This window comes from Kordia sp. SMS9 (assembly GCF_003352465.1).
In the GTDB taxonomy this organism is placed as follows: Bacteria; Bacteroidota; Bacteroidia; order Flavobacteriales; family Flavobacteriaceae; genus Kordia.
Genome location: NZ_CP031153.1, coordinates 5,207,259 through 5,229,839 on the forward strand (window position 1 = coordinate 5,207,259; position 22,581 = coordinate 5,229,839).

Here is a 22,581-nt window from a genome sequence, read left to right on the forward strand (position 1 = left end):
ACTCTAAAATGATTTTACATAAATACAAATTCATCTTGAACATGTCCTATAAGTTGTCCTCCTTGAATTTGATGTCTTGTATCTCCTGTTTTGGAGTTGGTTCCACGTTTTTTACGATCACCACCTACAATCATTTGTTGCTCGTTTACAGTTGCTATTTTAACCTTTGATAATAGCAATTTGTTTAGGGATTTGGTTTGGTTCCTCATGGTCTCGTGTTTTAATGTTATACTCAAATGTAAAAACTTAATCACCTATAAAGCAAATGGAATTACACCATATTTATAAATTTTAAATGAACAATTACACATTAAAACACTGACTATCAAGTATTTGAGTTTTTAATTTTATTTTTCAATTGTCGTATAAAAAACGACGGTTTTATGCCTGTTTTTTTATAAAAAGCCGCTGAAAACGATTGTTGTGTCTTAAATCCGCACTCTTCTGCAATGGCTTTTATGGTGTATTCTCTAAAACGTGCATCACTAGTAATTCGTGCTACAGCATAGTCAATTCTGAGTTGATTCAAGTAGTTGGCAAAGTTTACTTGTTTGACTTCATTGATGACTTTTGATAAATACGTTCCGTTCGTATTGAGTTCTTTTGCAAGCTGCGGAAGCGTATATTTTTTCTTTACAAATTTATCCGTCGTTTCAAACTTGGTGAGCTTCTCCAAAATATCATTTACCAAATCTTCTGGCAATTCTTTTATCGTATTTTCTACAGCAGTTGTTACTTTTTTTACAACTTTCTTTTCGCTTTCTTTTTTCTGCTCTTGTTCTGCTAATAGTTTGTGGAAACGTTTTTTATTGATGACTTGTTTTCGGAAAAAATAATAAATCGCACCGCCAAAAGCTAACAATAAAGATAACAGCACAATGATGATAATATTGTCTTTTGATTTGATCTCTGCTATAATTTTTTCCATTTCTTTTTCTAGAAGCTTATTGTCGTAATTGGTGACAATATTTTTCACCAAGTCTTCATAGTTTGTTTGAGAAATGTTACGAAACTTCTTTTCTTTCTTTATGTAATGCAGTTGATTTTTTAAATCTTTTTTTTCGATGTAATAATCGTTTATATCTGCATACACGTCCAAAAATTCGGGAAGTACATCTTCCGTTACTTCTAATATAGAATCCACTTTTAGAAAGTTTTCTATACTACTTCGGTTTAAAACTTTATTGGTTTTTCCGAGATATAAGTGTGCAAACGCTAAGGAAATTATTTCATTTCTGTCATTGCCGAAGAGTTTTTGTGCTCGTGACAAACTGTCAAGTGCTTTTTTATATTCTTTTTTTAAGTAATAGTTAATTCCAGAATTTAACACAAAATAGTTATATCCAGCTGTATCATTTATTGCCAAACTGCTTTTTATTCCTTTATTGATATAATAGGAAGCCGAATCCAATTCGCCTGTGTAGGTAAACGCGTGTGAAAGTGCAAACAATCCTCTGTTGTATTTTTTTGTTGCTTGATACCCGTTAGATTCTAAAAAATTTACGTATTCCCTGAATATTTTTTTAGACTCGGTATTTCTTTTGATTGTATTTTTTATCAGTCCGATATTCAAATTAATCGTTTGATATAATAAGGTATTTTCTTTGGCACGATCTAACGCAGTGGTAAAGTTATTAAGTGCCAATTTGTATTTTCCCAATCGATAATAATACCTTCCTTTTTGATTATATCCTTTGGCGGGAAACCGTTCGTTATTTTCTAAATCTTTCGTTCGAAATATAATACTGTCACTGTATTTTAGTGATAATTCATTCAAATCTCCCAGGTAATAATCTGAATATTCAAGATAGGCTTCTGCGATTTCGGAAGTGTTTTCCGTTTGTTTTGCACGCTGTAATTCTATGCTTAGAGTTTTTAGGTTTGTCTTTTCAATTTTATCGGCTATGCTATTATTTTTTACAGTATCAACTACCCTTTCTGGGATATTATTCTGTGCGATCAATACAGCACTTAAAAACTGCAAGACCACTAAAAACAGTGATATTCCGATAAATTTTCCTTTACGAATCATGAATGGTTGGTGTATGATATGTATGCAAAACTTGAGGTGAGTTTTTTAACACACGTAAGTTACATTTTTTTTATAATAATTTATGAAAGATTTATAAATCGTGAATAGCTTCTCTTGTTTTTAGGCATACTTTCGACTTACATTTACAATAACAAAAACGATAAGCGATTCAAAAGCAAAGAAGTTTTTATCATAACAAAACTTCTAATTACGATCTAAATTAGTTGCTTCTGAAATACATGAATTAAAGTTTAGCCGATTTCTTTAGGACATGTTCAGTTTGTGACTATTTAGATTAACGAATACTTTCTTAAAAGTATGGTTGTTGATTAACGAGCTACTAGTTGTTTTACCGACAGCTAGTAGCGAATCAACAAACTTGTCAAAATCAGCATAATTTACGGTAACACAAATTATTATATAACTTTTAATTACCAAAAGATGCAACTCAACAAAGAAAATATTATCTATTTTTTGATTCTTGCGATTCTGATTTTAGCATTTGGCATCTTGTACCAAGTTATCCAATCGTTGACCATTGATGAAGATTCTGAAACGTTTCAAAAACGCCACGAAGTACGCAAAAAATGGTTTTTAAATATTATACAACCCGATTACAAAACTATAAGTTACAGTATTCTTTTGGGAATCTGTATTGCTGTTTTAGGAATGAGCATTGCGGTATTTTCACAACAATTAATTGACGTGATCCTGCCATCAAAAGATACCGAAATGCTCGTTTTCAGCATTGGTATTGTCACTTTTTTATTGTTGATAAAGGTATATTTTACTACGATTCGAAATCAATTTTTGATTTCGCAAAGTAAAAACGTGAACAATCGTATTATTGACCGATTTTACAGTTCGTTGTTGAGTTTGCCAAAACCGTTTTTTGATACTCGAAAGATTGGTGAGTTGGTCGCTCGATTCAACGATACACAGCGCATTCAAAATGTCATTAAAGTGGTGATTGGAAACGTAGTGATTCATACACTGATTACCATTGTATCACTTGGCTTTTTATTTTACTATTCTTGGCAAATTGGGTTGATTGCAGCAATTATTTTACCGTTTTATTTCCTGTTGATGTATGGTTTTAATACCAAAATCATCAAAGCTCAAAAAGAAATCATGCGCAGTTGTACCGATAATGAGAGCAATTATATCAGTTCACTACAAAATATATCCATCATCAAAAATACAAATAGACAAAGTGTTTTTCAAAAATTGAATCAGCGCATGTATGGCGATTTTCAAGATAAAGTATTTCAACTTGGAAAAATTAATGTGCGACTGTCGTTGTTTTCAAGTGTATTTGGCGTGTTGTTTTTAATGGGCGTTTTGGTATACACTTCGTTTCAAGTGTACAGTGGCGTGATGCGTATTGGCGAATTGACTGCCGTTTTGTGCATTGCAGGTTCGTTATTGCCTTCTGTAGCAAGTTTGGCGTTGGTTGCGATTCCGATCAACGAAGCCAAAGTAGCTTTTGACAGAATGTATGAGTTTACCGCTTTGGCGGAAGAAGACTCTGGAAAAACGCCGATCCAAACATTTACATCACTCGAAATTAAGAATGTTTCTTTTGGTTTTTCCGCGAAGAAACACGTACTAAATAATATCAATATTAAAGTTTCCAAAAAACAATGCATTGCCATTGTTGGCGAAAGTGGTTGTGGAAAAAGCACATTGGGACAAATTATCCAAAAGTTTTATTCCCACGAAAGTGGCGACATTATCGTGAATAATGAAATTCCACTGCAACAAGTGTTAACCAAAGATTGGCGCAATATTATTGGCGTGATTCCGCAAGAAGTGCCCATTTTTCCAAACACGGTTTTTGACAATATTGTATTGGGCGAAGAAGATACGCTTCAACATGTAGATGCGTTTATTACAGAATATGGTTTTGACGATTTTATTCAGCGATTGCCCAAAGGATACGCTACACTTCTTGGAAAAGGTGGTATAAAATTATCTAACGGACAAAAGCAAGTATTGGCATTGATTAGAGTACTGTATAAAAAACCACAACTCTTAATTTTAGATGAATTCACTGCAACGATGGACCGAAAAACGGAGTTGTTTGTGTTTGAATTGTTAGCGCAATTGAAATCAAAAATTACCATCATATTCATTTCGCATCACTTACATCATTTAAAGCAAATTGCGGATGAAATTTATGTGATGCAGGAAGGAGAAACCAACATACACGGCAATCATAAGACATTGCTAAAAACACCCAATTTTTACAGTGATTTTTGGGAAAAAATAGTAAAAACGCCTGAAGCGATAAACTACATATCATGAAAAAGAAAAAGTTTAATTTACATAGTTAGTTTAGTACGTTAAATGGGATGAGAGACGAACACAGATTGCGGAATTTTTTTCATTAAGTTTTTAATTTTCAAGTCTAGTTCACTGGGAATGCTAGACGGTAGCAAAATGTGTAGTCTCTCAATTTTTAGGTTAGGGGAACCTATCATTATTTTTAGGCTGGCAAAGTGGTTCGAGTGACATCGCCACTTTGCCTTTTTTTTGCAACATACTGATAATACTAATTTTCTTAACATATTTAAAGTTATGTATGACGTATTTTTCATACAAAAATACGGTATTACCGTAACTCATTGTTTGTTATTTCTAGTATTTTAAAGGATTACTAATTATAAAACAAATTATTATGTTAAAAAAAATTTCAAGTTTGGGAAAAACACTAAACAAAAAAGAACAAGGTGCTATTTACGGAGGTGAATTTTGCCTTTACCACTGTGTTGACGAATGTTACAATTCATTCAAACGAGAAGCTAATCGTGATGCATGTATTCAGAATTGTGTAGAGCTCGGAAGACTAGCTGCACAACAATGTGTAGGATGCTAATAAATTTAGGTACGCAGGAATCATTTCTCTGCGTACTATTTTTCTTCTAGCACCATCAAAATTGAATCAAATATTGGTTTTAACACCTTCTAAATGTTGTAATCATACGTTGTAAAGTTTCAACCAATTCTTCTTCTTTCCTAAAAAACGTTCTTGTATCTTTAATAAGAACAATAATCCGTTCAATCAATGGTGTGATCTTTTATTTTTAGGTTAGAAAATTTATAACTCAAATTTAATGCGTATGTATATTTTTATGCTGAAATTTGCATTCTAATAGAAACTACACGTATGAAAAAGAATTTGATACTACTTCTCGCCTTTTTATGTGCTTTTGTGACCTTTGCACAGGAAAATTTACTACAATCTGGTCCCATGGTTGGCTATTCAGACTTTAGAGAAGCCTTGATTTGGGTACAAACTACGGAAGCTGCTGCGGTGAAAATTGGCTATTTTGCAGAAAATGAAGCAGAAAAGTTTACAGAAACTGTTCAAACGACGAAAGCTAGTGATTTTATTGCGAAGTTGACTCCGAACCAAGTAGACTATGGAAAAACGTACAAGTACAAGGTATATATCAACGATATTTTTGTTCCTAGAGATTATAAGCTAGAGTTTCAAACACAAACGTTGTGGCAATTCCGAACCGATCCGCCGAATTTTAAAATCGCGTTGGGTTCGTGTAGTTTTATCAATGAAAAGAAAGACGATCGCCCAAAACCGTATGGCGATCAGTATCAAATTTTTAATTCCATTCTACAAAAAAATCCTGATTTAATGTTGTGGGTTGGTGACAATATGTATTTGCGCGTACCTGATTTTATGACTGAAACTGGCATTCGTCATCGGTATAGACATACACGCGCTACTCCAGAAATGCAGGCTTTATTAGGAAGCGTGCATAATTACGCTACTTGGGATGATCATGATTTTGGTCCAAACAATGCCGATCGCAGTTATGTGAATAAGAAAATTACCGAACATGTTTTTAATGACTATTGGGGAAATTTAAACACCAATGCTGCTGGAAATGGTGGTGTTACACAACATTTTGCATGGAATGATGTTGAGTTTTTTATGTTGGACAATCGCTATCACAGAGCGCCCAACAGAGATCCGAATGCGGATAAAGATTATTTGGGAACACAACAATTAGATTGGTTGGTTGATGCGTTGACGAAAAGCAGAGCTACATTTAAAATTGTAATTAATGGTGGACAAGTGATCAGTGATGTTGCCAAATTTGAAAATTATGCAACCTATCCCACAGAGCATGCCAAACTATTAAAACGCTTACACGATGCAAAAATTGAAGGTGTTCTTTTTATTAGTGGCGACCGACATCACACAGAAGTTTCTCGTATGGAACGTAAAGATGCCTATCCGTTGATTGATGTTACCTGTTCTCCACTAACCGCAGGAACGCACCAAGCAAGAGACGAAGGCAACACACATCAAGTGGAAGGAAAAACATTTTACAACCGCAATTTTGGCATTATGGAAGTAACAGGAAAACGAAGAGAGCGTGTGCTTTTGTTAACGATTTATGATTCTGATGGAAACAAAGCATTTGACTACGAAATTAAAGCCAACGACCTGCGATATCCAAGAAAAAGAAGATAGCTTTTAACTAGAAACTATACATTTCCTAATGAATATGCCTGATAAAACCAATAGGCAACAGAAACACCTATAATTATTACTAAAAATAATGTTCTTTTTTGTAAGCGTTTATAATTTTTTTTCTTGAAATCAATAATAAGCAACCAAAAATATATACTGAAGGATATCAGAGAAAGAACAAGCATACTCCAACCTAACAAATTTGGGGTATACACCGCCATTTTATATTCACTAGGTAATAGAAATATTAAAAAAGATACTAATAATCCTATATAGAAAAGATTGTTTATTCTTTCAAGTGTCATGTTTTTAAATTTTAATTGTTGCATCCTAATTTGGTAATTGGTAATTCTCCTTTTAAAACTTTTTTTACTTCTTCCCAATCAGGGCGATTTTTGGCTTTTGTGAACTGTAAAAATCATTAAATACGTTGCACAAGTATACACTATAAATTCTTCAATCAGTTTATAATTTATTCCTGTACTAGACGGAAAATAATATTGTCTTGTTGGAAATTGAAAATTATGTAAAAACAATAATATTACGATGCTAAAGATAGTAGCTAACAAATATCCTGTCCAAGAATTAATTTTTTTTACATTGTTAATGATCATGTAGTAGCAACCTGTAACCAAGACATAGATCCAAAAATAAAAGGTAAAATCTAACAAAATATAGGAAACGGATGATCGAAAGTTTCCCCAAGTATGTGCATATACCTGCAATGGAAAAATTTGACTCCATTCAATACATACTTCTAGTATTGTTTTTAGCAGAAAACAATATAGCGCTATAAGTACTATTTTTGAAACTACGTGTTTTAATTTCATTTAGTATAAATTATCCGACCAATAAACTTGATGTTGCATGTAATTTTCTGCACTTAATTGTTCAATAATATAGATTGTGCCAAATGTATCTTTTTTAGAAAACATATCTCGCTTTTCATGTTCTTGATAAAGATATGAATGCGCTACAAAATTCATTTTTTTCATATCTTTCACTGTGATCCGTGTACTTTGTTTGTTAACTTTAATAAAGCGCTCTTGACAAAAGAAAAAAGTTTTATTGTCTAACTTGTGCATCTTCCCGTGGTAGTTGATTGTAGATGTATCTGCTTTTTTATTTGTTTTGGGTTTAACACAATCAATAGATTGACCATCTTGAAATAAGATATATATATCGTTCTTTTCTTGTCTGGAACAACTGAAAACGATTGAAATAGAAAATAAAATAAAAACTATTTTTATTCGGTACATATTTGATTGAGATTATTTGCTTTATAATTATTAATAGTATTCTCAATAGTTTGTTTTTCAGAAGCTGTTAATTCATTCCAAGCATCTGTTTCCATTAATCCGCGCCAAGCCAAATTTTTGTATAATGTTTGTGGGCTTTGATTATCGGGAACAGCTTGTCAATCCCAATAAAGTAAGTAATCATTGTTTTACTAAAGTCATTATTTTTGGAACTTGATAAGGTGGTGGCGCAGGAGAACCTTGCCAAACGTCACGTTTCCAAAGTACTGTTGGTGATTGTCCTATACCTGTAGCAGGAATATATTCTAAATTGAGCCGTTTACGACGTGATTTATATACAACATTAGGTTCATGATATGACAAATTAATTTTATTTGTATTATTTGGCTGAACAAAAAAACCACCAAAGAAATTTAGTGGATCTATTTCTTGATAGGTATTGTAAATTTCCACACCATTTTGAATGTATTTGAATTTACTTAACAATTGATCTTCATATGAACTTCCATTATCTTTTTTTATTTTTAGATAAAATGTAATTTCAAAAATTTCCGTTGCTGTTTCATATTTCCAAGTTCCTGTAAACTTAGCCAATTCACCATTCACATCTTTGTAATAATAAGTTATACCGTCTTGCTCTTGAAATCCTTTTTCGTTTTCAATTGGGATAATTGCTTGCGCCGTTGAACAGCTTGTCAATCCCAATAAAGTGAGTATTAATATATATTTTTTCATCTTTTATTTTTTTTATAATCTTTTCCATCGTGTAATTTCACCATTATTGATAACAGCTTCATAGAGTCGAATACCTAGTGTTTGATTGCCTAGTTCTTTGTGTTTATCTTTTAAAAATTCTACAAATGCCTTAATAATACAATCGTCATCACCATTACAGTTGTCTAATACTTTATCATTAAAGCGATCTCTGAAGGAATTCCAATTTTGAGTCGGGTGATATTCAGGATCGTTTCCCAAAGCTGTCAATGCTTCACTCATCTTTTCTTCATCGCCTATTGCTAGTGCATAAATACCTGTTTTACTGGCAAGTATTGCTACGATATCATCATCATTATTACCAGGGATATTTTCTTCAGTATCTTCTCTAAATTTACGAAACTTTAAAAATTTATGAACATCAATCTTTGAAAATATAGGCGATACTTCTTTCAGCACAGGAACATCACCACTGTAATCCCATGCTTTTAGTGCATGTATGTGTAAAGATACCACTTCACCGATTTTGAATTCTGGAATAAACTCTGTTCCTAATTCCGTTATAACATCAGGTGGACGATTTGTATATTGTCCATTGGCTAATCTTTTATACATGGCTCCATCTTCAAGATGATAATTAGGATTGAATATTTTTTGCCCTAAATCAGCTAGTTTATTTTTTATAAGAGTTGTATTACTGTATTCTAAGAGTTTGTTTTTAATATTAGCATCACGCACATCAAAAATTGGTACCGTAACAACTGGATCATCTTGGTTTGTGTCGTTTGGATCATTACTGCCACCACCAGCAGTGCCATCGTTACCATTGCCACTAACGACACCTCCGCCAGAACATCCCCATACATTGACCGTTTCCCATCCACAAGTTCTTGTGGCTCTTATGCAACCCAGTGTAAATTCACAAGGACATTCTTCTCCCCATGTATGATTCAAATTTCCCGAACATTTTGTATATACACAAATATATTGTTGTACACTCTCAATAATTTCTGGCACACCATCCAAACATGGTCGTGGTTGTCCTATACCACTTTTGTTAAATACGATCTCGCCATCAATGACTTCCATGACAGCGTTCGCATGATCAATCGTTTCATCTTCACCTAAAACAATGCGTGGATATTTAATCAAAAATTGATATGTTGCACCATCATCAAATTCGATGAATACATAATTAATGAGCGAAGTGACTTGTTCATTATGACCAAGAACAGCAGTAGTATATTGAGTATACGTATTGCGTTCTATAATTTGAATCGTTTGTAAATCTAGTGAATAGGACGCATTGTTCTCGCTATTTTTAGCAGTGCTTGACCTTTGAACTAATTTCTGATACATCTTAGGATTCATTGTTTGTAAATGATCACCCGATTCCATTTGAATCACAAAGTTTACATCTTGTGATGGTGTTTGCTCATTATTTTGATCTGTATCATCATTTTGACATGCATACACACTCAATAGAAGTGTGAATACTACTAGAGGTTTTCTTTTAAAAAGATATTTCATCTATTCTTTTTATTAATTGGGTTACAAAAAGTAATAGCGTTTGAAGGAGCTACTATTGTAACACTCTATAAATATATAATTTTTCTTACATTGTTAAATTTTTGTAAGATTTTTTTAGACATATTCCTACAAATAGAATTTTACTTCCTTTTTTTCATGAGAAAAGAATTTTATGCGAATATTGATTCTAACATTTATAAACCACTACACACTTAGCAGTTTTCGTTTAGAATTTAATAATTTTACGATATGATTGCTGCCATTGATATTCACTATAAAGAAACCTATGCGAAAGCTGTTTGCGTCGTTTTTAATTGGGCAGATGCAACGCCAAAACACATATATACTGCACTTGTAGAAGACGTTGCACCGTATGTTTCTGGTGAATTTTACAAAAGAGAATTGCCATGTATTTTGAAAGTATTGCAACAGGTCAATCTCAATGCCTTAGAAGCGATCATTGTGGATGGACATGTGTTTGTAGGGAACGATAAAAAGTATGGTTTGGGCGGTTATCTTTGGGAAGCGCTCGATGAAAAAATACCGATTATTGGAGTTGCGAAGAAATCATTTATTCACACAGAAAAAGTTGCTACACCGATAAAACGTGGCGAAAGTGAAAATCCGCTGTATGTATCTTGTATCGGAATTGACACAGACATTGTATTAGAGAAGGTTCAACTGCTTCATGGACCGCATCGCATGCCAACAGTTTTAAAGTTGGCAGATTCTATTTCTCGCACTACAATGGATTCCTAAAATCATTTTCAAACTAAAAGTCAAATAGTTATATTACCTGTTTATTTTCTTCTTAAAAGGATTTTTCTTAACTTCTGCTCATAATAATGTCTGTTTCGACTATAAAACAAGTATTTATACGCTATAACCATACTACTTTTTTTAAGAAATTTGACTTATTATAATACACCTTACACCTAACCATATTAATAACTAAGTAAAATGAAGACCTTATTAAAAACTACTGCGCTAGTATGCGTTGCCTTATTATTCTTGAATTCTTGCGAAGAAAAAAAGAAAGATGGCACGACAAAAGATTCAGAAACAACTTCCACAAAAGCAAAAGCACAAGTAAATTACGATTTAGCCGAATCCACTACCACAGATACTCCTTGTGCTTGTGACGTCAATTGGTTTCCACATACACAAACACCAGCACCAGCAGAAGGAGCTAATAGTCCTTTTGCGGCTAAGGAAACCACCAATTGTATTTTTCACCAATGGTCATGGCAAAAATTCTTATGGCTTACGGTACCTGATGATACCGCTGAAAAAACACCTTTTTTCTTGAGAGATGCAAGTATTAAACAAGTAGATCCGTATATGAAACCTGTAACAGTTTCGAGCGGAACAACGGTCGCTTTATTTACATCAGAAGCTGAACAAGCAGGATCTTCTGCTATTTTGGAGACGAATCCTAATTTTAATGCAAACGGAACCGCAGGAACTGTTTTGTATGCAATTTATATGAATGACACCATGTTTAACGCGGCGACTACTTTTGCTAAAGGTTTAAGCGATGGAAGTATTCCTGCTTCAAACACAGAAGCATTTCCTGTAGGATCGTTTGAATTGAAAACATCATGGGTTTCTACGGCAGTAATCCCAGAAACTGAATTGGCAAATTATTACACCACCAAAGCGACTTTAGATGGAAATTCTATTGAGGTTGCCTTGTTAGGAATGCATGTGGTTGGTGTTGTTGAAAATCATCCAGAATTTATTTGGGCAACGTTTGAACATGTTAGCATGGCACCAGCTTTTGACTGGACTAAAGGAACTGCAAGTGCAGATACTCAAAAACTACTATTTAAAGAAGGAAGCGTTTCTGACATTAGCGGTATTACATGGACAGGAGTTTCAACGGCTGAAGAATATACACTTTTTGAATATGGTGTACCAAGAATTGAAGGAAGTGATCCAACGAAAAACTTTATGACCACAAGTCAACCTGAACCTGAAAATTATAATCATATAAGTGAAATCAATGCGTGTGTTTCTGATTTGCTGACAGATGTTTGGATAAATTATGCGTATGATGGTTCTATATGGATCAATACTGACGGACTGACTCCAGCACAACAAATTGACACTATTAAAACAAAAGGTTATGGATTAGGAAGTGCAACGCCAGGTTCTGTAGCGAGAGGCTCCTTAAATTCAGCAAATGTTTCTATGGAAACATATACACAAACTTTTGAGCCAAGTTTATCAGCCATTGATGCTAGTAATTTGACAAACTGTTTATCATGCCACAATGCACCTAGTTTCAGTGATCCGTCTAATACATCTGCACTGTATATAAGTCACGTATTTGATGGGTATTTACAGAAGCAACAAGGAAGTTCTACGGAAGAAGTTAAGAAAATGAAAGTGGATGAATTTAAACAAACGTTTTTTTCTAAGAAAGATGACAAATAATATCAGTATCTAGTTTTTTAAAATACTACAAGTAAAAAGAGAATCCTTAGGGCAAAGGATTCTCTTTTTATTTTTAATACAATTTATCAGATTGTCAACAATATCGTAATACTAATATTATGATATAAATATAGTCGTATAAAAAACATTCCCATTACAAAGTCGATCAATAAAGGTATTACTTTAGACGAATGATCTATTTTATTGGATAAATTACATGTTTTAGGAAGAATGATGAAGTATGAAGTATTTTGAGGCAAGTTAGTAGATTTGAATCTTGGTCAAAGAAAACTATCGCAAATAAAAAAAGAATCCTCAGGGCAAAGGATTCTTTTTTTATTTTTAAAACAATTTATCAGATTGTTAACATTTCAATACTAAATATTAATAGTACAAATATAACTCCGTCATGAATTTTAAAGTTATAAAGTCGATGAATACAATATTTTATATAGATAATTGGTCATAATACGTCGATAAACTAACAAACTGGAAAGAAAAAGTAATCTATTGAAAATTTAGAACAAAAAAAAAGAACTTTAAGGGGCACAAAAAGTTCTTTAAATTTTACAATTTACCAGATTGTAATTATCGTAATACTAAATATTTACGGCAAATATACTTGGATATGCATCATTTTCCTTTTAAAAGTCGACAAGTCATCATGATAGTATAGATGAATGGACTTATTGAAACGGTAAACCTTATTTCAACATCACTTTCATCAGAGAATCAGACAGTTAAACAATTCTATTGTGTACGAATGCATTTTAACTCGGATACAACCTGTGTTTACATTCAAAATTAGTAAATAATACCAATTCTACTATAAAATGCGATGTATAGTATTAAGATTAATTTTCGCGTATTCAAGACATAACATCAAAGTATAGTCTTAGCTATCGTTTTATTTATAACGCAGAAGAAGTAGAAAAACAAATTAATTATTAGTTCCAGATTATAGTAGAATTGGTATAAGCATCTATGAATACATCTACACCTTCTACAATTTAATACTATTCCTAAAGCGAAAGGAACGTTCCCCAACGCTCCTTTCTGTTTGTAGAATAATAAACCTCAATAAAAATACTCATTGAAACTTGATCTAATGTAGTAAAACTTCCCCCAGAAACCATAAGTTAGTTTGTAAGCGTTGAAAAATAAAAATAAGCGTTGATTTTTTGCGTAGAAAAACAAAAAGGAGTGTCCCCCAACACTCCTTTTGCATAAGAAATATATTCTTCTTTAAGCGGACTTACAATTTGAGATTGTAAATTTGTTCCTATGGAAGAATAAATAACCTAAAAAACCTACAGTAAATCTATAGAAAGTCGCTGTATCATAAAAGAAAGTGTACACGTAATTTATAAATTACGTGTACAGAATACACTATATAACATTCTGATTTTTAATTACTAAACAATCGAAAATCATAAAAAAAAGGAGTGATTTTTATATCTTTTGGTAAGCACGTATTTTATAAAAAAATGTTTTTTTTGCTTTTAATTTTTAAAAATCAAGTGATCAAATGTGCACTATTATTGGTAGGGTACCCAAACTTAAACACTATAAAAGTTCACTTTCTTCCAAACTTTTCTTGATTGTTTTTCGAACTATGCGGTATGTTTTTCGTTGTCCTAATACACGAAAAGCAAACGTGTAAAATGTACTTTTTGTGAGCGATTTTACCAAGGCTCTGATTCGTTTTTTAATAGGCTTTTTATACGTTTTGTCAAAAGCTTCCATGTCAAATTTTGGATATGCAGGATATGGCAAATTTGCATCTTCACCATAGTTTTTAGTATCATATTTTTTTTGGATACTATGTAACAAACGTACATCTGGAATAATAGGAAAATATGTAGGCACTTTTTCTAGATCATCTTTGTCACTGTATGAAAAACGTTCTTTAGCAGCTTCCGTCACTTCCGAACCAAAACGCTTTTTAATATTTTTATTTTCTACTGCGAAATAGTAGCGTAAAAACGATTGACAGTTCTTTCTACCTAAGTGAAAATCATGTGCGCGGAACGATTCGTCCAAAAACCCTCCAAAACCACTTAACGGCGTTGAAGCCAAATCTTTTTTGGAACGAACAAAACCTTTCGCAGAAGCCTGTTTTCGTTTTGGAGCGACCAAAAATTTTGTGCGATTGCTTAACGACAAAGCTTCCAAAATTCCGTCTTGGTTAAACATCACTTGATTTCGCAACGCCTTAAACATGCCTTTAGCTATTGAAATAATATCGCGTTTGGAGTCATACGGATCTAAATCATGATCTTGATTTGGAAAAGGATCCACCATAATAATCGCGTAATTGTCGTCCTCTCGGATGGTTGTGTTCTTTTCTATAAGCACTTTCATACAGATTCCAAAAGGTTCGTTGTTAATTAATCCTCCATCTACAGAATTGAATGTATAAATGTCTTCGTTCTTTACATCGACACGAATGCCTTCACTCCTATTAAACAGATATTTTGGATACCGCGCTACATATTCATATGCAATTTTAATTTCACGCGATTTCAACCCGATGGGAAATGCTGAAGTACTCAACGTCGCATTTTTTAAATAATTGACATGTTCTTGATCTTTTAAATCTAACACAAAATAGAGCGATGTATCTTTTTCAGGAATTCCTGGAGGATGCGTTTCGTTTGCTATTTTATACCGAAAAAACCCACCGTGATTGGTGATCACGGTTTCGCTATCTTTAAAATCAATATGAAAGTTCAACCCGCGCAAATTCGTGGTTGTTAATACCAAATCTAAACTTTTAGAAACGTATTTTGGAAACGCTACTTGATAGTTTGTTTTTACTGCATGATCGGCAATTGCTTCAATAGGCGCTACATTTAGTAACGATTCTGGATATTCTTCTGTGTGCAAATCGTTCGTATGTAACAATTGCATCAAAGAGGTTTCTGTAGTAGAATCTGCCATTTTTACCCAAGACTGATACAATAGATTATCTTTCCCTTTCGGATTGTCTTTATTAACAAACTTGTGCTTCTTGTCTAGCAAACTCAATACAGTCAACGTTCCTGTAATTCCTCCCGCAGAAGCGCCACTTAATACTTCCAATTCTACATCGTGCATCGGAATGGAATCGTCATATTCAAGATGATTTTTTCCTAATTGCTTATTTCGTTCTTTGGCTTTTTCCCATAAATCCAACGATTCTAATAAGTAATCAATTACGCCAGCAGTAAAGGCGCCTGCGGAAACGGCACCTGCCATGGTAATGCATATTTTAAACTTTTTCGTAGGCATATTTTCAGTAATTTGTCAGTAAATATAGTATTTTCAAGCTTTTTTCATGTCAATTTTTGGTGCATTTAAGAATGATTTTTTAACAAAAAAATACAATGCACGCATAACTTTTACATTAGGATTCTTTGTTATATTTGTAGTGTAAATTCATTATGATGAAGATTGAACAAATATATACAGGTTGTTTAGCGCAAGGCGCATATTATATAGAGTCTAACGGAGAAGCTGCAATCATTGATCCATTACGCGAAACACAAACATATATAGACAAAGCAAAAACTAATAATGTGAACATCAAATATGTTTTTGAAACGCATTTTCATGCAGATTTTGTATCTGGTCATTTAGATTTGGCAAAAGCTACAGGAGCTACGATCGTTTTTGGGCCGAATGCAACGACTGATTATGAAATATATAATGCAAAAGATAACGAAGTATTTTCCATAGGGAATATTCAAATAAAAGCATTACACACGCCAGGACATACACTAGAATCTACTACCTATGTATTAATCGACGAAAACGGAAAGGAACACGCTATTTTTTCGGGAGATACCTTATTTTTAGGTGATGTAGGACGACCAGATTTGGCAATTAAGTCTGATGTAACAAAAGAAGATTTGGCAGGCATGCTGTACGATTCACTTCGTACAAAAATTATGACGTTACCTGACGATATCATTGTGTATCCAGCACATGGCGCGGGTTCTGCTTGTGGAAAAAACCTCAGCAAAGAAACCGTGGGCGTTTTGGGAGAACAAAAACAAACCAATTACGCGTTACGCGCAGACATGACCAAAGAAGAATTTATAGAAGAAGTATTGGATGGAATTGCGCCTCCTCCACAATATTTTGCCAAAAATGCACTATTGAATAAAACTGGCTACGATTTGTTTGAAACTGTATTGGAAAAAGGAGATGTAGCGTTGACTCCTGACATGTTTGAAGCACTTGCCAATGAAGAAAGTGCATTGGTTTTAGATGTTCGTAATCGAAAAGATTTTGTCACAGAACACATTCCGAATAGTATTTTTATTGGACTTGATGGCGGATTTGCACCTTGGGTTGGTGCGCTAATTAAAGATTTGCAACAACCGATTGTATTGGTTGTGCCAGAAGGAAAATCTGAGGAAGCAATTACACGGTTATCAAGAGTTGGATATGACAATACGCTGGGATATTTAGAAGGCGGAATAGAAGCTTGGAAAGCTAGTGGACGCGAAACAACCAGTATTGAGTCCATTTCCGCAGAAGCATTTGAGATACGCTTACAAGAAAATACATTAAATGTACTAGATGTTCGCAAAGATGGCGAATACAAAGCAAAACATATTGAAAACGTACAGCATTTTGCATTGGATTTTATCAATGAACAGATGAACGAAATTAATCCTGCAAACGAATATCATATTCATTGTGCAGGTGGCTATCGTTCTGTGATTGCAGCTTCTATTTTAAAAGCACGCGGATTTCATAAGGTAATTGATATTGCAGGTGGATTTGCGGCGATTAAAAAAACAACTATTCCGTTGACAGAATTTGTATGTCCGTCTACATTATAAAAGTATTCATACCAATTGTAAAAAGCCTTTTCATTTAGTTGGAAAGGCTTTTTTTTAGCATCTTTTTAAAACAAAATACTACAAAATGTACGATTGTGTCGGTTTAAAAAAGTAGTACATTCAATACTACAAACCTAATACTAAGTACATTATGAAAAAAAGAGAATTAAAAAACTTAAAATTAAGCAAGCAATTTGTTTCTAAACTTACTTCTTTAAAAGGTGGATATATCCCAGCTGCTACTTGTGAATCGCCTTGTCAAGGAGGAACAGATTGTTGTGAGCCAGGTAGTATGCGAGCTTGTACGTATGATCCAGAGTCTAACAGTTGGATTGATAAAATTTGCATGTGTCCAATAACTGTAGATTAGTCGAATTGGCAAACAATCAGTTATTTAAATCAATTTTATAAATAGCAAAAAGGCGCTGGTTAGGCGCCTTTCCTATGTTAAAAATCACTCGTGGTGTTTAATTTTAGTATATTTTTTTCACTTATTACAGTATTGTACTAGCTATTTTTAGTACAAGAAGTTTAATGCGGTGATATCGTTGTTGTTAAATTCTCCATCTTCAGAAGAACTAAAACAAGCTACCATTATAGAAGATGCATCATATCCTGTTGGTGTTCCTGGAATATGAATAGCTCCAACTCCTGCGCTTCCTTCGTTTGTGTTTTGTCCACAACTTTGTCTGCTGAACCAATCTGTATGACGGAATCCAACTGAATGTCCAATTTCATGTGTAGTTACATGCTCAACAACATTAGTATCATAAATACTACTGTTTAATCCTGAGAAAAGTTGTACAAATTTATATGGGTTACCACCTGAAGGGAAACCAGCAGATCCACCTGCAGATCCATTTGTTTGATACACTACCATATCTTTATCTTGCCAGTTTGTTCCGAATGTTAATTGAAAGCTGATGTTTAAATTCAATCTATTATAGTTGTTTACAGCCCATTGTAATGCAGTTTGCATTTTTGATGATAATCCGTTAGAATTGTTTGCTGTATATCCAATAATGGTGATAACTCCAGGACTTACTAAGTTATTTGTGCGGTATTGTTTGCTTGTAATTCCATCTCCAATTTCCATGCTCATTAATTGATCATGTGACATGATGATGTCTCCTTCAAGCAGGTATGCTTCCTCCATTTTGCCTCCTGGCTTTTCGAACATTGTTTTTTGCATGTCGAATGTATTGAAGTGAAGTGATTGTGCTTTTTCAAATGCATCTTGTGGAATTCCTACTGGTGCTAGTGCTTCTTGCTCCTCGTCTACTACGTTAGCGGTGTCTTTACTACATGAGGTAAAAGTGAGCCCCATAGCCAGTGCCATTAGCAGAGCTAAGTTTTTAAATTTTTTCATTTTAGAAGTTTTTTCGGTTAATGTTAATAATTGTTTGGAGCGATTTTTAACACGTGATAAAACTATAATATTTATTAAAGAATTCCTAATAAAATGTTAAAAACACTAAGAATATTCAAATAATTAACAGATTATGTGTGTTTTGTTAAATATTCATCAAAAAAAATAGACGCTCGTAAAAGCGTCTATTTCAGTTTTTTACTATATGTAATACCAAATGTGTCTAAATAATTTCAGCGGAAAGTCCAGCTTCAAGCAATTTGCTACATCTTGGTTTTAAATCTTCATATTCTCCAGTTTTCACGGTACATTTTCCTTTGTAATGTACAATTATAGAACATTGTTCTGCTTGTTCAGCAGTATGATCACAAGCATAGATTAGTGTTTCAATGACGTGATCAAATGTATTTACATCGTCGTTATATAATACAATTTCGTTGTTCTTTTGTACATCTTCTAAGGTTAAATATTCTTCCTTAATTTTTTCTTGTGTACTCATATTCAATATTTTACTACAAATTTACAAATTTTAACGAAACCCAATTATTTTTTTCGAGTTTGTCTGCAAATTTTAACTTGTTTTTTACACATTCCTCTGTAATAATCGGAATATCTTCCGTGTAAAACCCACTTAGAAATAAAATTCCGTTCGCATGTAAACATGCCGCATATTGATGAATATCGCTCAATAAAATGTTTCTGTTGATATTTGCAATGATAATATCATAGGTTTTATCTTTTAGCAAAGACACATCGCCTTCATACACAGAAATATGTTGACAGTTATTGCGTTCTACATTTTCTAGTGAGTTTAGATAACACCAGTTATCAATATCAATTGCGTCTATTGGTTTTGCGCCTTTCATTTCAGCCAAAATTGCCAAAACTCCGGTTCCGCATCCCATATCTAACACTTTTTTATCGGTAACATCGGTATTGAGAATGTGCTGCAACATCATGTGTGTGGTTTCGTGATGACCTGTTCCAAAGCTCATTTTTGGTTCAATGATGATATCGTATTCCACCGCTGGTTTTTCGTGAAAAGGCGCTCTTACTACACATTTTTCGTCTACTTCAATCGGCTCAAAATTCTTTTCCCATTCTTCATTCCAGTTGACTTGCGCTATTTCTTCTTTTTGATAACTGATCTTAAATTCAGCATTGTTCAGAATTTGAATGTTTTCTAAAATAGCTTCATGCCAATCGCCTTTTTGAATGTACGCATTGACACCTTCTTCATTTTCTACAAAGCTTTCAAAACCTGCAAAACCCAACTCTGCAATGAGTATTTCTGTGGCAGGTTGCAATGGTGAAATTTTAAAGGTATATCCTATGTAGGTTGTAGACATGATTAGAATGCGTTTATGATCGCTGTAAAGTCAGCAGCTTTTAAGGCCGCTCCACCAATTAATCCGCCATCTACATCTTCTTTTGCAAAAATTTCAGTCGCATTTGCTGGTTTTACACTTCCTCCATATAAAATAGACAATTCAGTTGCGGTATCGCTTCCAAATTTTTCTGAGATTGTTTTACGAATAAACGCATGCATTTCCTGTGCTTGTTTTGGCGAAGCTGTTTCTCCGGTTCCTATTGCCCACACTGGTTCGTATGCCAAAATGATGTTTTTCCAATCGGCAACAGCTAAGTGAAATAATGCATTTTTTAATTGACTTTCTACCACGTTGAAATGGTTTTCAGACTTGCGGTCTTCCAATTCTTCTCCAAAACAGAATACAATTTGCAAGTCATTTGCGAGTGCAGCGTCTACTTTTTTGGCTAATAATTCGTCCGTTTCTCCAAAATACGCTCTGCGCTCGCTATGTCCAAGAATTACGGTATGTACACCCACACTTTTTAGCATATTTGCAGATATTTCTCCTGTATAGGCACCTTTTGCTTCTTGATGCATGTTTTGAGCAATCACCTCAATGTTGTGTCCTTTTAACATATTGAATGCTTGAAAAAGATTCACAAACGTTGGTGCTACCATAACATTTACGTCTGTTTCCGGCACGTGTGCAATTAAATCATTTAATAAAGCTTCCGTTTCCGAAAGGTCATTGTTCATTTTCCAGTTCCCTGCTACTATTTTACGTCTCATTATATTGTTTTTTTAGTATCTTTTTATGTTTATTGTAATGCTTTTAGCAATACTTTATCATCTGTTTTGATGGCTTCAAAAAGTTTGATGCTTCCGTTAGGATTGACAATCATGTATCTTGGAATCCAATTGAGTCCGATCGCTTTTCCAAAGCTACCTTTCATTCCAGATTTCACATAATAGTGTGTTCCTGTAAGATCATACTTTTTCATGCTCGCTTTCCATTGCGCTTTATTTCGGTCCAAAGATAAAAATAGGTATGTTAACTGCGGATTATTTTTTTGAATTTCTTTTACGTCAGGAATTCCCACCAAACAATCGCGACACCACGAAGCCCATATATCTACAAAGATAGTTTTTCCTTGGTGTTTTTTTAGAATGTTTTCAAAAGTATGCGTTTCTCCGTTTACAGAAAGCATCATTTCTTGCAATGCTTCTGGTGGAAATTCTTTTAGGATTTGTTTTTGACAACTTACTCCCAAAAACGCTATCAAACATACATAAAGAATGTATTTCATGCTATTTTTGAATGATGATTTGTGTTTTTTTGGTAATGTACGGATAGAGTTCATTCACATCTTTATTTTTCATGGAAATGCAGCCTAGTGTCCAGTTTTGCTTTTCATCAATGACATGATCCATTCCGTTTGGAACACCGTGAATTCCGACTTCGCCACCAATGGTTTCGCTTTCTTTGATGATACCAGCGGCTTTTCGAGCGTTGAATTTTTTCCATGAATTTGCATTCGGATAATCTATCCAAATAAATTTTGACCAACTTTTATGCGGATATTTATCACGCATCCCAAATGTACCTTCTGGCGTTCGCTTGTCGCCTTCTTTTTCTTTGTCATCAACAGGATTTCCTCCAAAAACAACCGCGTATTGTTTGACTAGTGTATCTGCTGTAAATACCGAAAGTGTGTAGTCGCTTTTGTCTATGAGAATACGAACAGAAGTTCCTTTAGGCAATAATTGATTCAGTGAAGTTTGCGTCGAGTTCGTATTTTGATCCGTTGTTTTGTTTTTACACGCTGACAACCAAAATGATAACACAAAACAGATACAGTACATGCGAGAAACTTTCATACTACTATTCTATTATAAATTGTCTTATTTCTGAATTTGATATATTTCCAACAAGATCTCTCGATTCTATTTTCCAGTAATATACGCCTGGCGTTAAGGTTTCTGTGTGAGTTTCAGCAGTAATCATCGCAGCAACTTCTTGTACTGGTGGATTTACCGTATCTACGTAGACTGTATATTCTAGCAATGCCGTTTCGCCTTCATCAGGATCATTTCCTTGCCAAGTGAATACGACATCTGCCGTGGTTACTGTTGCGCCATTGTTAGGACTTAGTAAGGTTGCAGGGAAAGGCAAATAGTTTGCGATGGCGTTGAACGGCGTTTGAAATTGCCATATTGCTCCCGTTACGGAATCGCCTTCGCTGTCAGTAGCCGCTACAGTCCAAGCATACGAAGTTCCTTTTTCTAAGGTGACACTGGTATTAGTTTCCATAGGATTTTCTGTGGTAACTACCAAGTTGGTGGCTAAGTTTCTGAGTGTAAACGTATAATTGAGTACATCGTCTTCCACATCTTGAAAAGGATTCCATTGAAAATCAACTACAATTTCGGAATCTGAAATTTCTTCTCCTGTACACACTGCATTATTTGTTGGAGCAATGTAACTGCTCGCTGTAGGAATGTTGTTTTCTGGATCAACTGGAGCAGGATCATCGCCTGAACCACAACTTATAAGTAGTATGATGGTGAAAAGTGTTCCTATTTTTTTCAT

At 33.9% G+C, this 22,581-nt stretch carries 22 protein-coding genes; 7 read left to right on the forward strand and 15 right to left on the reverse strand.

Annotated elements, in window-relative coordinates; genetic code table 11:
- Positions 1–14: 14 nt before the first annotated feature.
- Positions 15–209, reverse strand: coding sequence for a hypothetical protein (locus tag KORDIASMS9_RS21950; RefSeq protein WP_114904909.1), 195 nt, complete (start codon positions 207–209; stop codon positions 15–17).
- A 116-nt stretch (positions 210–325) separates the two neighbouring features.
- The gene (locus tag KORDIASMS9_RS21955; RefSeq protein WP_114904910.1) at positions 326–2,032 is read right to left on the reverse strand and encodes an AraC family transcriptional regulator; all 1,707 of its coding nucleotides are present in this window, start codon (positions 2,030–2,032) and stop codon (positions 326–328) included.
- Between the two features lie 441 nt (positions 2,033–2,473).
- Here KORDIASMS9_RS21955 and KORDIASMS9_RS21960 point away from each other — a divergent pair, with 441 nt between their 5' ends.
- The 3 genes from KORDIASMS9_RS21960 (at position 2,474) to KORDIASMS9_RS21970 (ending at position 6,533) form a co-directional block, all read left to right on the forward strand.
- Positions 2,474–4,339, forward strand: coding sequence for a peptidase domain-containing ABC transporter (locus KORDIASMS9_RS21960; RefSeq protein WP_114904911.1), 1,866 nt, complete (start codon positions 2,474–2,476; stop codon positions 4,337–4,339).
- Positions 4,340–4,733: 394 nt separating this feature from the next.
- Positions 4,734–4,910 (forward strand): hypothetical protein, encoded by a 177-nt coding sequence (locus KORDIASMS9_RS21965; RefSeq protein WP_205318018.1) that lies wholly within the window; start codon positions 4,734–4,736, stop codon positions 4,908–4,910.
- Between the two features lie 291 nt (positions 4,911–5,201).
- Positions 5,202–6,533 (forward strand): alkaline phosphatase, encoded by a 1,332-nt coding sequence (locus KORDIASMS9_RS21970; RefSeq protein ID WP_114904913.1) that lies wholly within the window; start codon positions 5,202–5,204, stop codon positions 6,531–6,533.
- Between the two features lie 14 nt (positions 6,534–6,547).
- On the opposite strand, the gene KORDIASMS9_RS21975 is transcribed toward KORDIASMS9_RS21970, so the two are convergent.
- The 5 genes from KORDIASMS9_RS21975 to KORDIASMS9_RS21995 all read right to left on the reverse strand — a co-directional run bounded on the left by KORDIASMS9_RS21975 (position 6,548) and on the right by KORDIASMS9_RS21995 (position 10,036).
- A complete protein-coding gene (locus KORDIASMS9_RS21975) occupies positions 6,548–6,916 on the reverse strand; it encodes a hypothetical protein (protein WP_240321099.1) in 369 nt (122 codons plus the stop codon).
- Positions 6,917–7,363: 447 nt separating this feature from the next.
- Complete coding sequence (locus tag KORDIASMS9_RS21985; protein ID WP_114904915.1) at positions 7,364–7,792, reverse strand: hypothetical protein; 429 nt, start codon at positions 7,790–7,792, stop codon at positions 7,364–7,366.
- A complete protein-coding gene (locus tag KORDIASMS9_RS23960; protein ID WP_256387003.1) occupies positions 7,780–7,905 on the reverse strand; it encodes a hypothetical protein in 126 nt (41 codons plus the stop codon). The genes KORDIASMS9_RS21985 and KORDIASMS9_RS23960 overlap by 13 nt, the downstream gene beginning before the upstream one ends.
- Before the next feature lie 67 nt (positions 7,906–7,972).
- Positions 7,973–8,527 (reverse strand): DUF6705 family protein, encoded by a 555-nt coding sequence (locus KORDIASMS9_RS21990; RefSeq protein ID WP_114904916.1) that lies wholly within the window; start codon positions 8,525–8,527, stop codon positions 7,973–7,975.
- Between the two features lie 12 nt (positions 8,528–8,539).
- On the reverse strand, positions 8,540–10,036 hold the full coding sequence (locus tag KORDIASMS9_RS21995; RefSeq protein WP_114904917.1) for a hypothetical protein: 1,497 nt from the start codon (positions 10,034–10,036) through the stop codon (positions 8,540–8,542).
- A 249-nt stretch (positions 10,037–10,285) separates the two neighbouring features.
- Between KORDIASMS9_RS21995 and KORDIASMS9_RS22000 the strand changes: the two genes are divergently transcribed.
- Positions 10,286–10,795, forward strand: a complete 510-nt coding sequence (locus tag KORDIASMS9_RS22000) for an endonuclease V (protein ID WP_114904918.1) — start codon at positions 10,286–10,288, stop codon at positions 10,793–10,795.
- Between the two features lie 201 nt (positions 10,796–10,996).
- Entirely contained in the window at positions 10,997–12,475 is a 1,479-nt protein-coding gene (locus KORDIASMS9_RS22005) for a hypothetical protein (RefSeq protein WP_114904919.1), read from the forward strand.
- A 1,566-nt stretch (positions 12,476–14,041) separates the two neighbouring features.
- Here KORDIASMS9_RS22005 and KORDIASMS9_RS22010 read toward each other — a convergent pair.
- Positions 14,042–15,748, reverse strand: coding sequence for a hypothetical protein (locus KORDIASMS9_RS22010; RefSeq protein ID WP_114904920.1), 1,707 nt, complete (start codon positions 15,746–15,748; stop codon positions 14,042–14,044).
- Between the two features lie 155 nt (positions 15,749–15,903).
- On the opposite strand from KORDIASMS9_RS22010, the gene KORDIASMS9_RS22015 reads away from it, so the two are divergent.
- A complete protein-coding gene (locus KORDIASMS9_RS22015) occupies positions 15,904–17,310 on the forward strand; it encodes a rhodanese-like domain-containing protein (RefSeq protein ID WP_114904921.1) in 1,407 nt (468 codons plus the stop codon).
- A gap of 151 nt (positions 17,311–17,461) precedes the next feature.
- On the forward strand, positions 17,462–17,680 hold the full coding sequence (locus KORDIASMS9_RS22020; RefSeq protein ID WP_114904922.1) for a hypothetical protein: 219 nt from the start codon (positions 17,462–17,464) through the stop codon (positions 17,678–17,680).
- A gap of 147 nt (positions 17,681–17,827) precedes the next feature.
- Here the strand turns inward: KORDIASMS9_RS22020 and KORDIASMS9_RS22025 are convergent, their stop codons facing one another.
- From KORDIASMS9_RS22025 to KORDIASMS9_RS22055, 7 genes are all read right to left on the reverse strand, one after another.
- Complete coding sequence (locus KORDIASMS9_RS22025) at positions 17,828–18,679, reverse strand: M57 family metalloprotease (RefSeq protein ID WP_114904923.1); 852 nt, start codon at positions 18,677–18,679, stop codon at positions 17,828–17,830.
- A gap of 223 nt (positions 18,680–18,902) precedes the next feature.
- On the reverse strand, positions 18,903–19,178 hold the full coding sequence (locus KORDIASMS9_RS22030; protein ID WP_114904924.1) for an ATP-dependent Clp protease adaptor ClpS: 276 nt from the start codon (positions 19,176–19,178) through the stop codon (positions 18,903–18,905).
- Between the two features lie 13 nt (positions 19,179–19,191).
- Complete coding sequence (gene prmA, locus KORDIASMS9_RS22035; protein WP_114904925.1) at positions 19,192–20,028, reverse strand: 50S ribosomal protein L11 methyltransferase; 837 nt, start codon at positions 20,026–20,028, stop codon at positions 19,192–19,194.
- A gap of 2 nt (positions 20,029–20,030) precedes the next feature.
- Positions 20,031–20,780: a triose-phosphate isomerase gene (tpiA, locus tag KORDIASMS9_RS22040; protein ID WP_114904926.1), complete on the reverse strand. Its 750-nt coding sequence runs from the start codon at positions 20,778–20,780 to the stop codon at positions 20,031–20,033.
- A 29-nt stretch (positions 20,781–20,809) separates the two neighbouring features.
- On the reverse strand, positions 20,810–21,298 hold the full coding sequence (locus KORDIASMS9_RS22045) for a TlpA disulfide reductase family protein (protein WP_240321100.1): 489 nt from the start codon (positions 21,296–21,298) through the stop codon (positions 20,810–20,812).
- A 1-nt stretch (position 21,299) separates the two neighbouring features.
- A complete protein-coding gene (locus tag KORDIASMS9_RS22050) occupies positions 21,300–21,869 on the reverse strand; it encodes a murein L,D-transpeptidase family protein (protein ID WP_114904928.1) in 570 nt (189 codons plus the stop codon).
- A 4-nt stretch (positions 21,870–21,873) separates the two neighbouring features.
- Entirely contained in the window at positions 21,874–22,581 is a 708-nt protein-coding gene (locus KORDIASMS9_RS22055) for a hypothetical protein (protein ID WP_114904929.1), read from the reverse strand.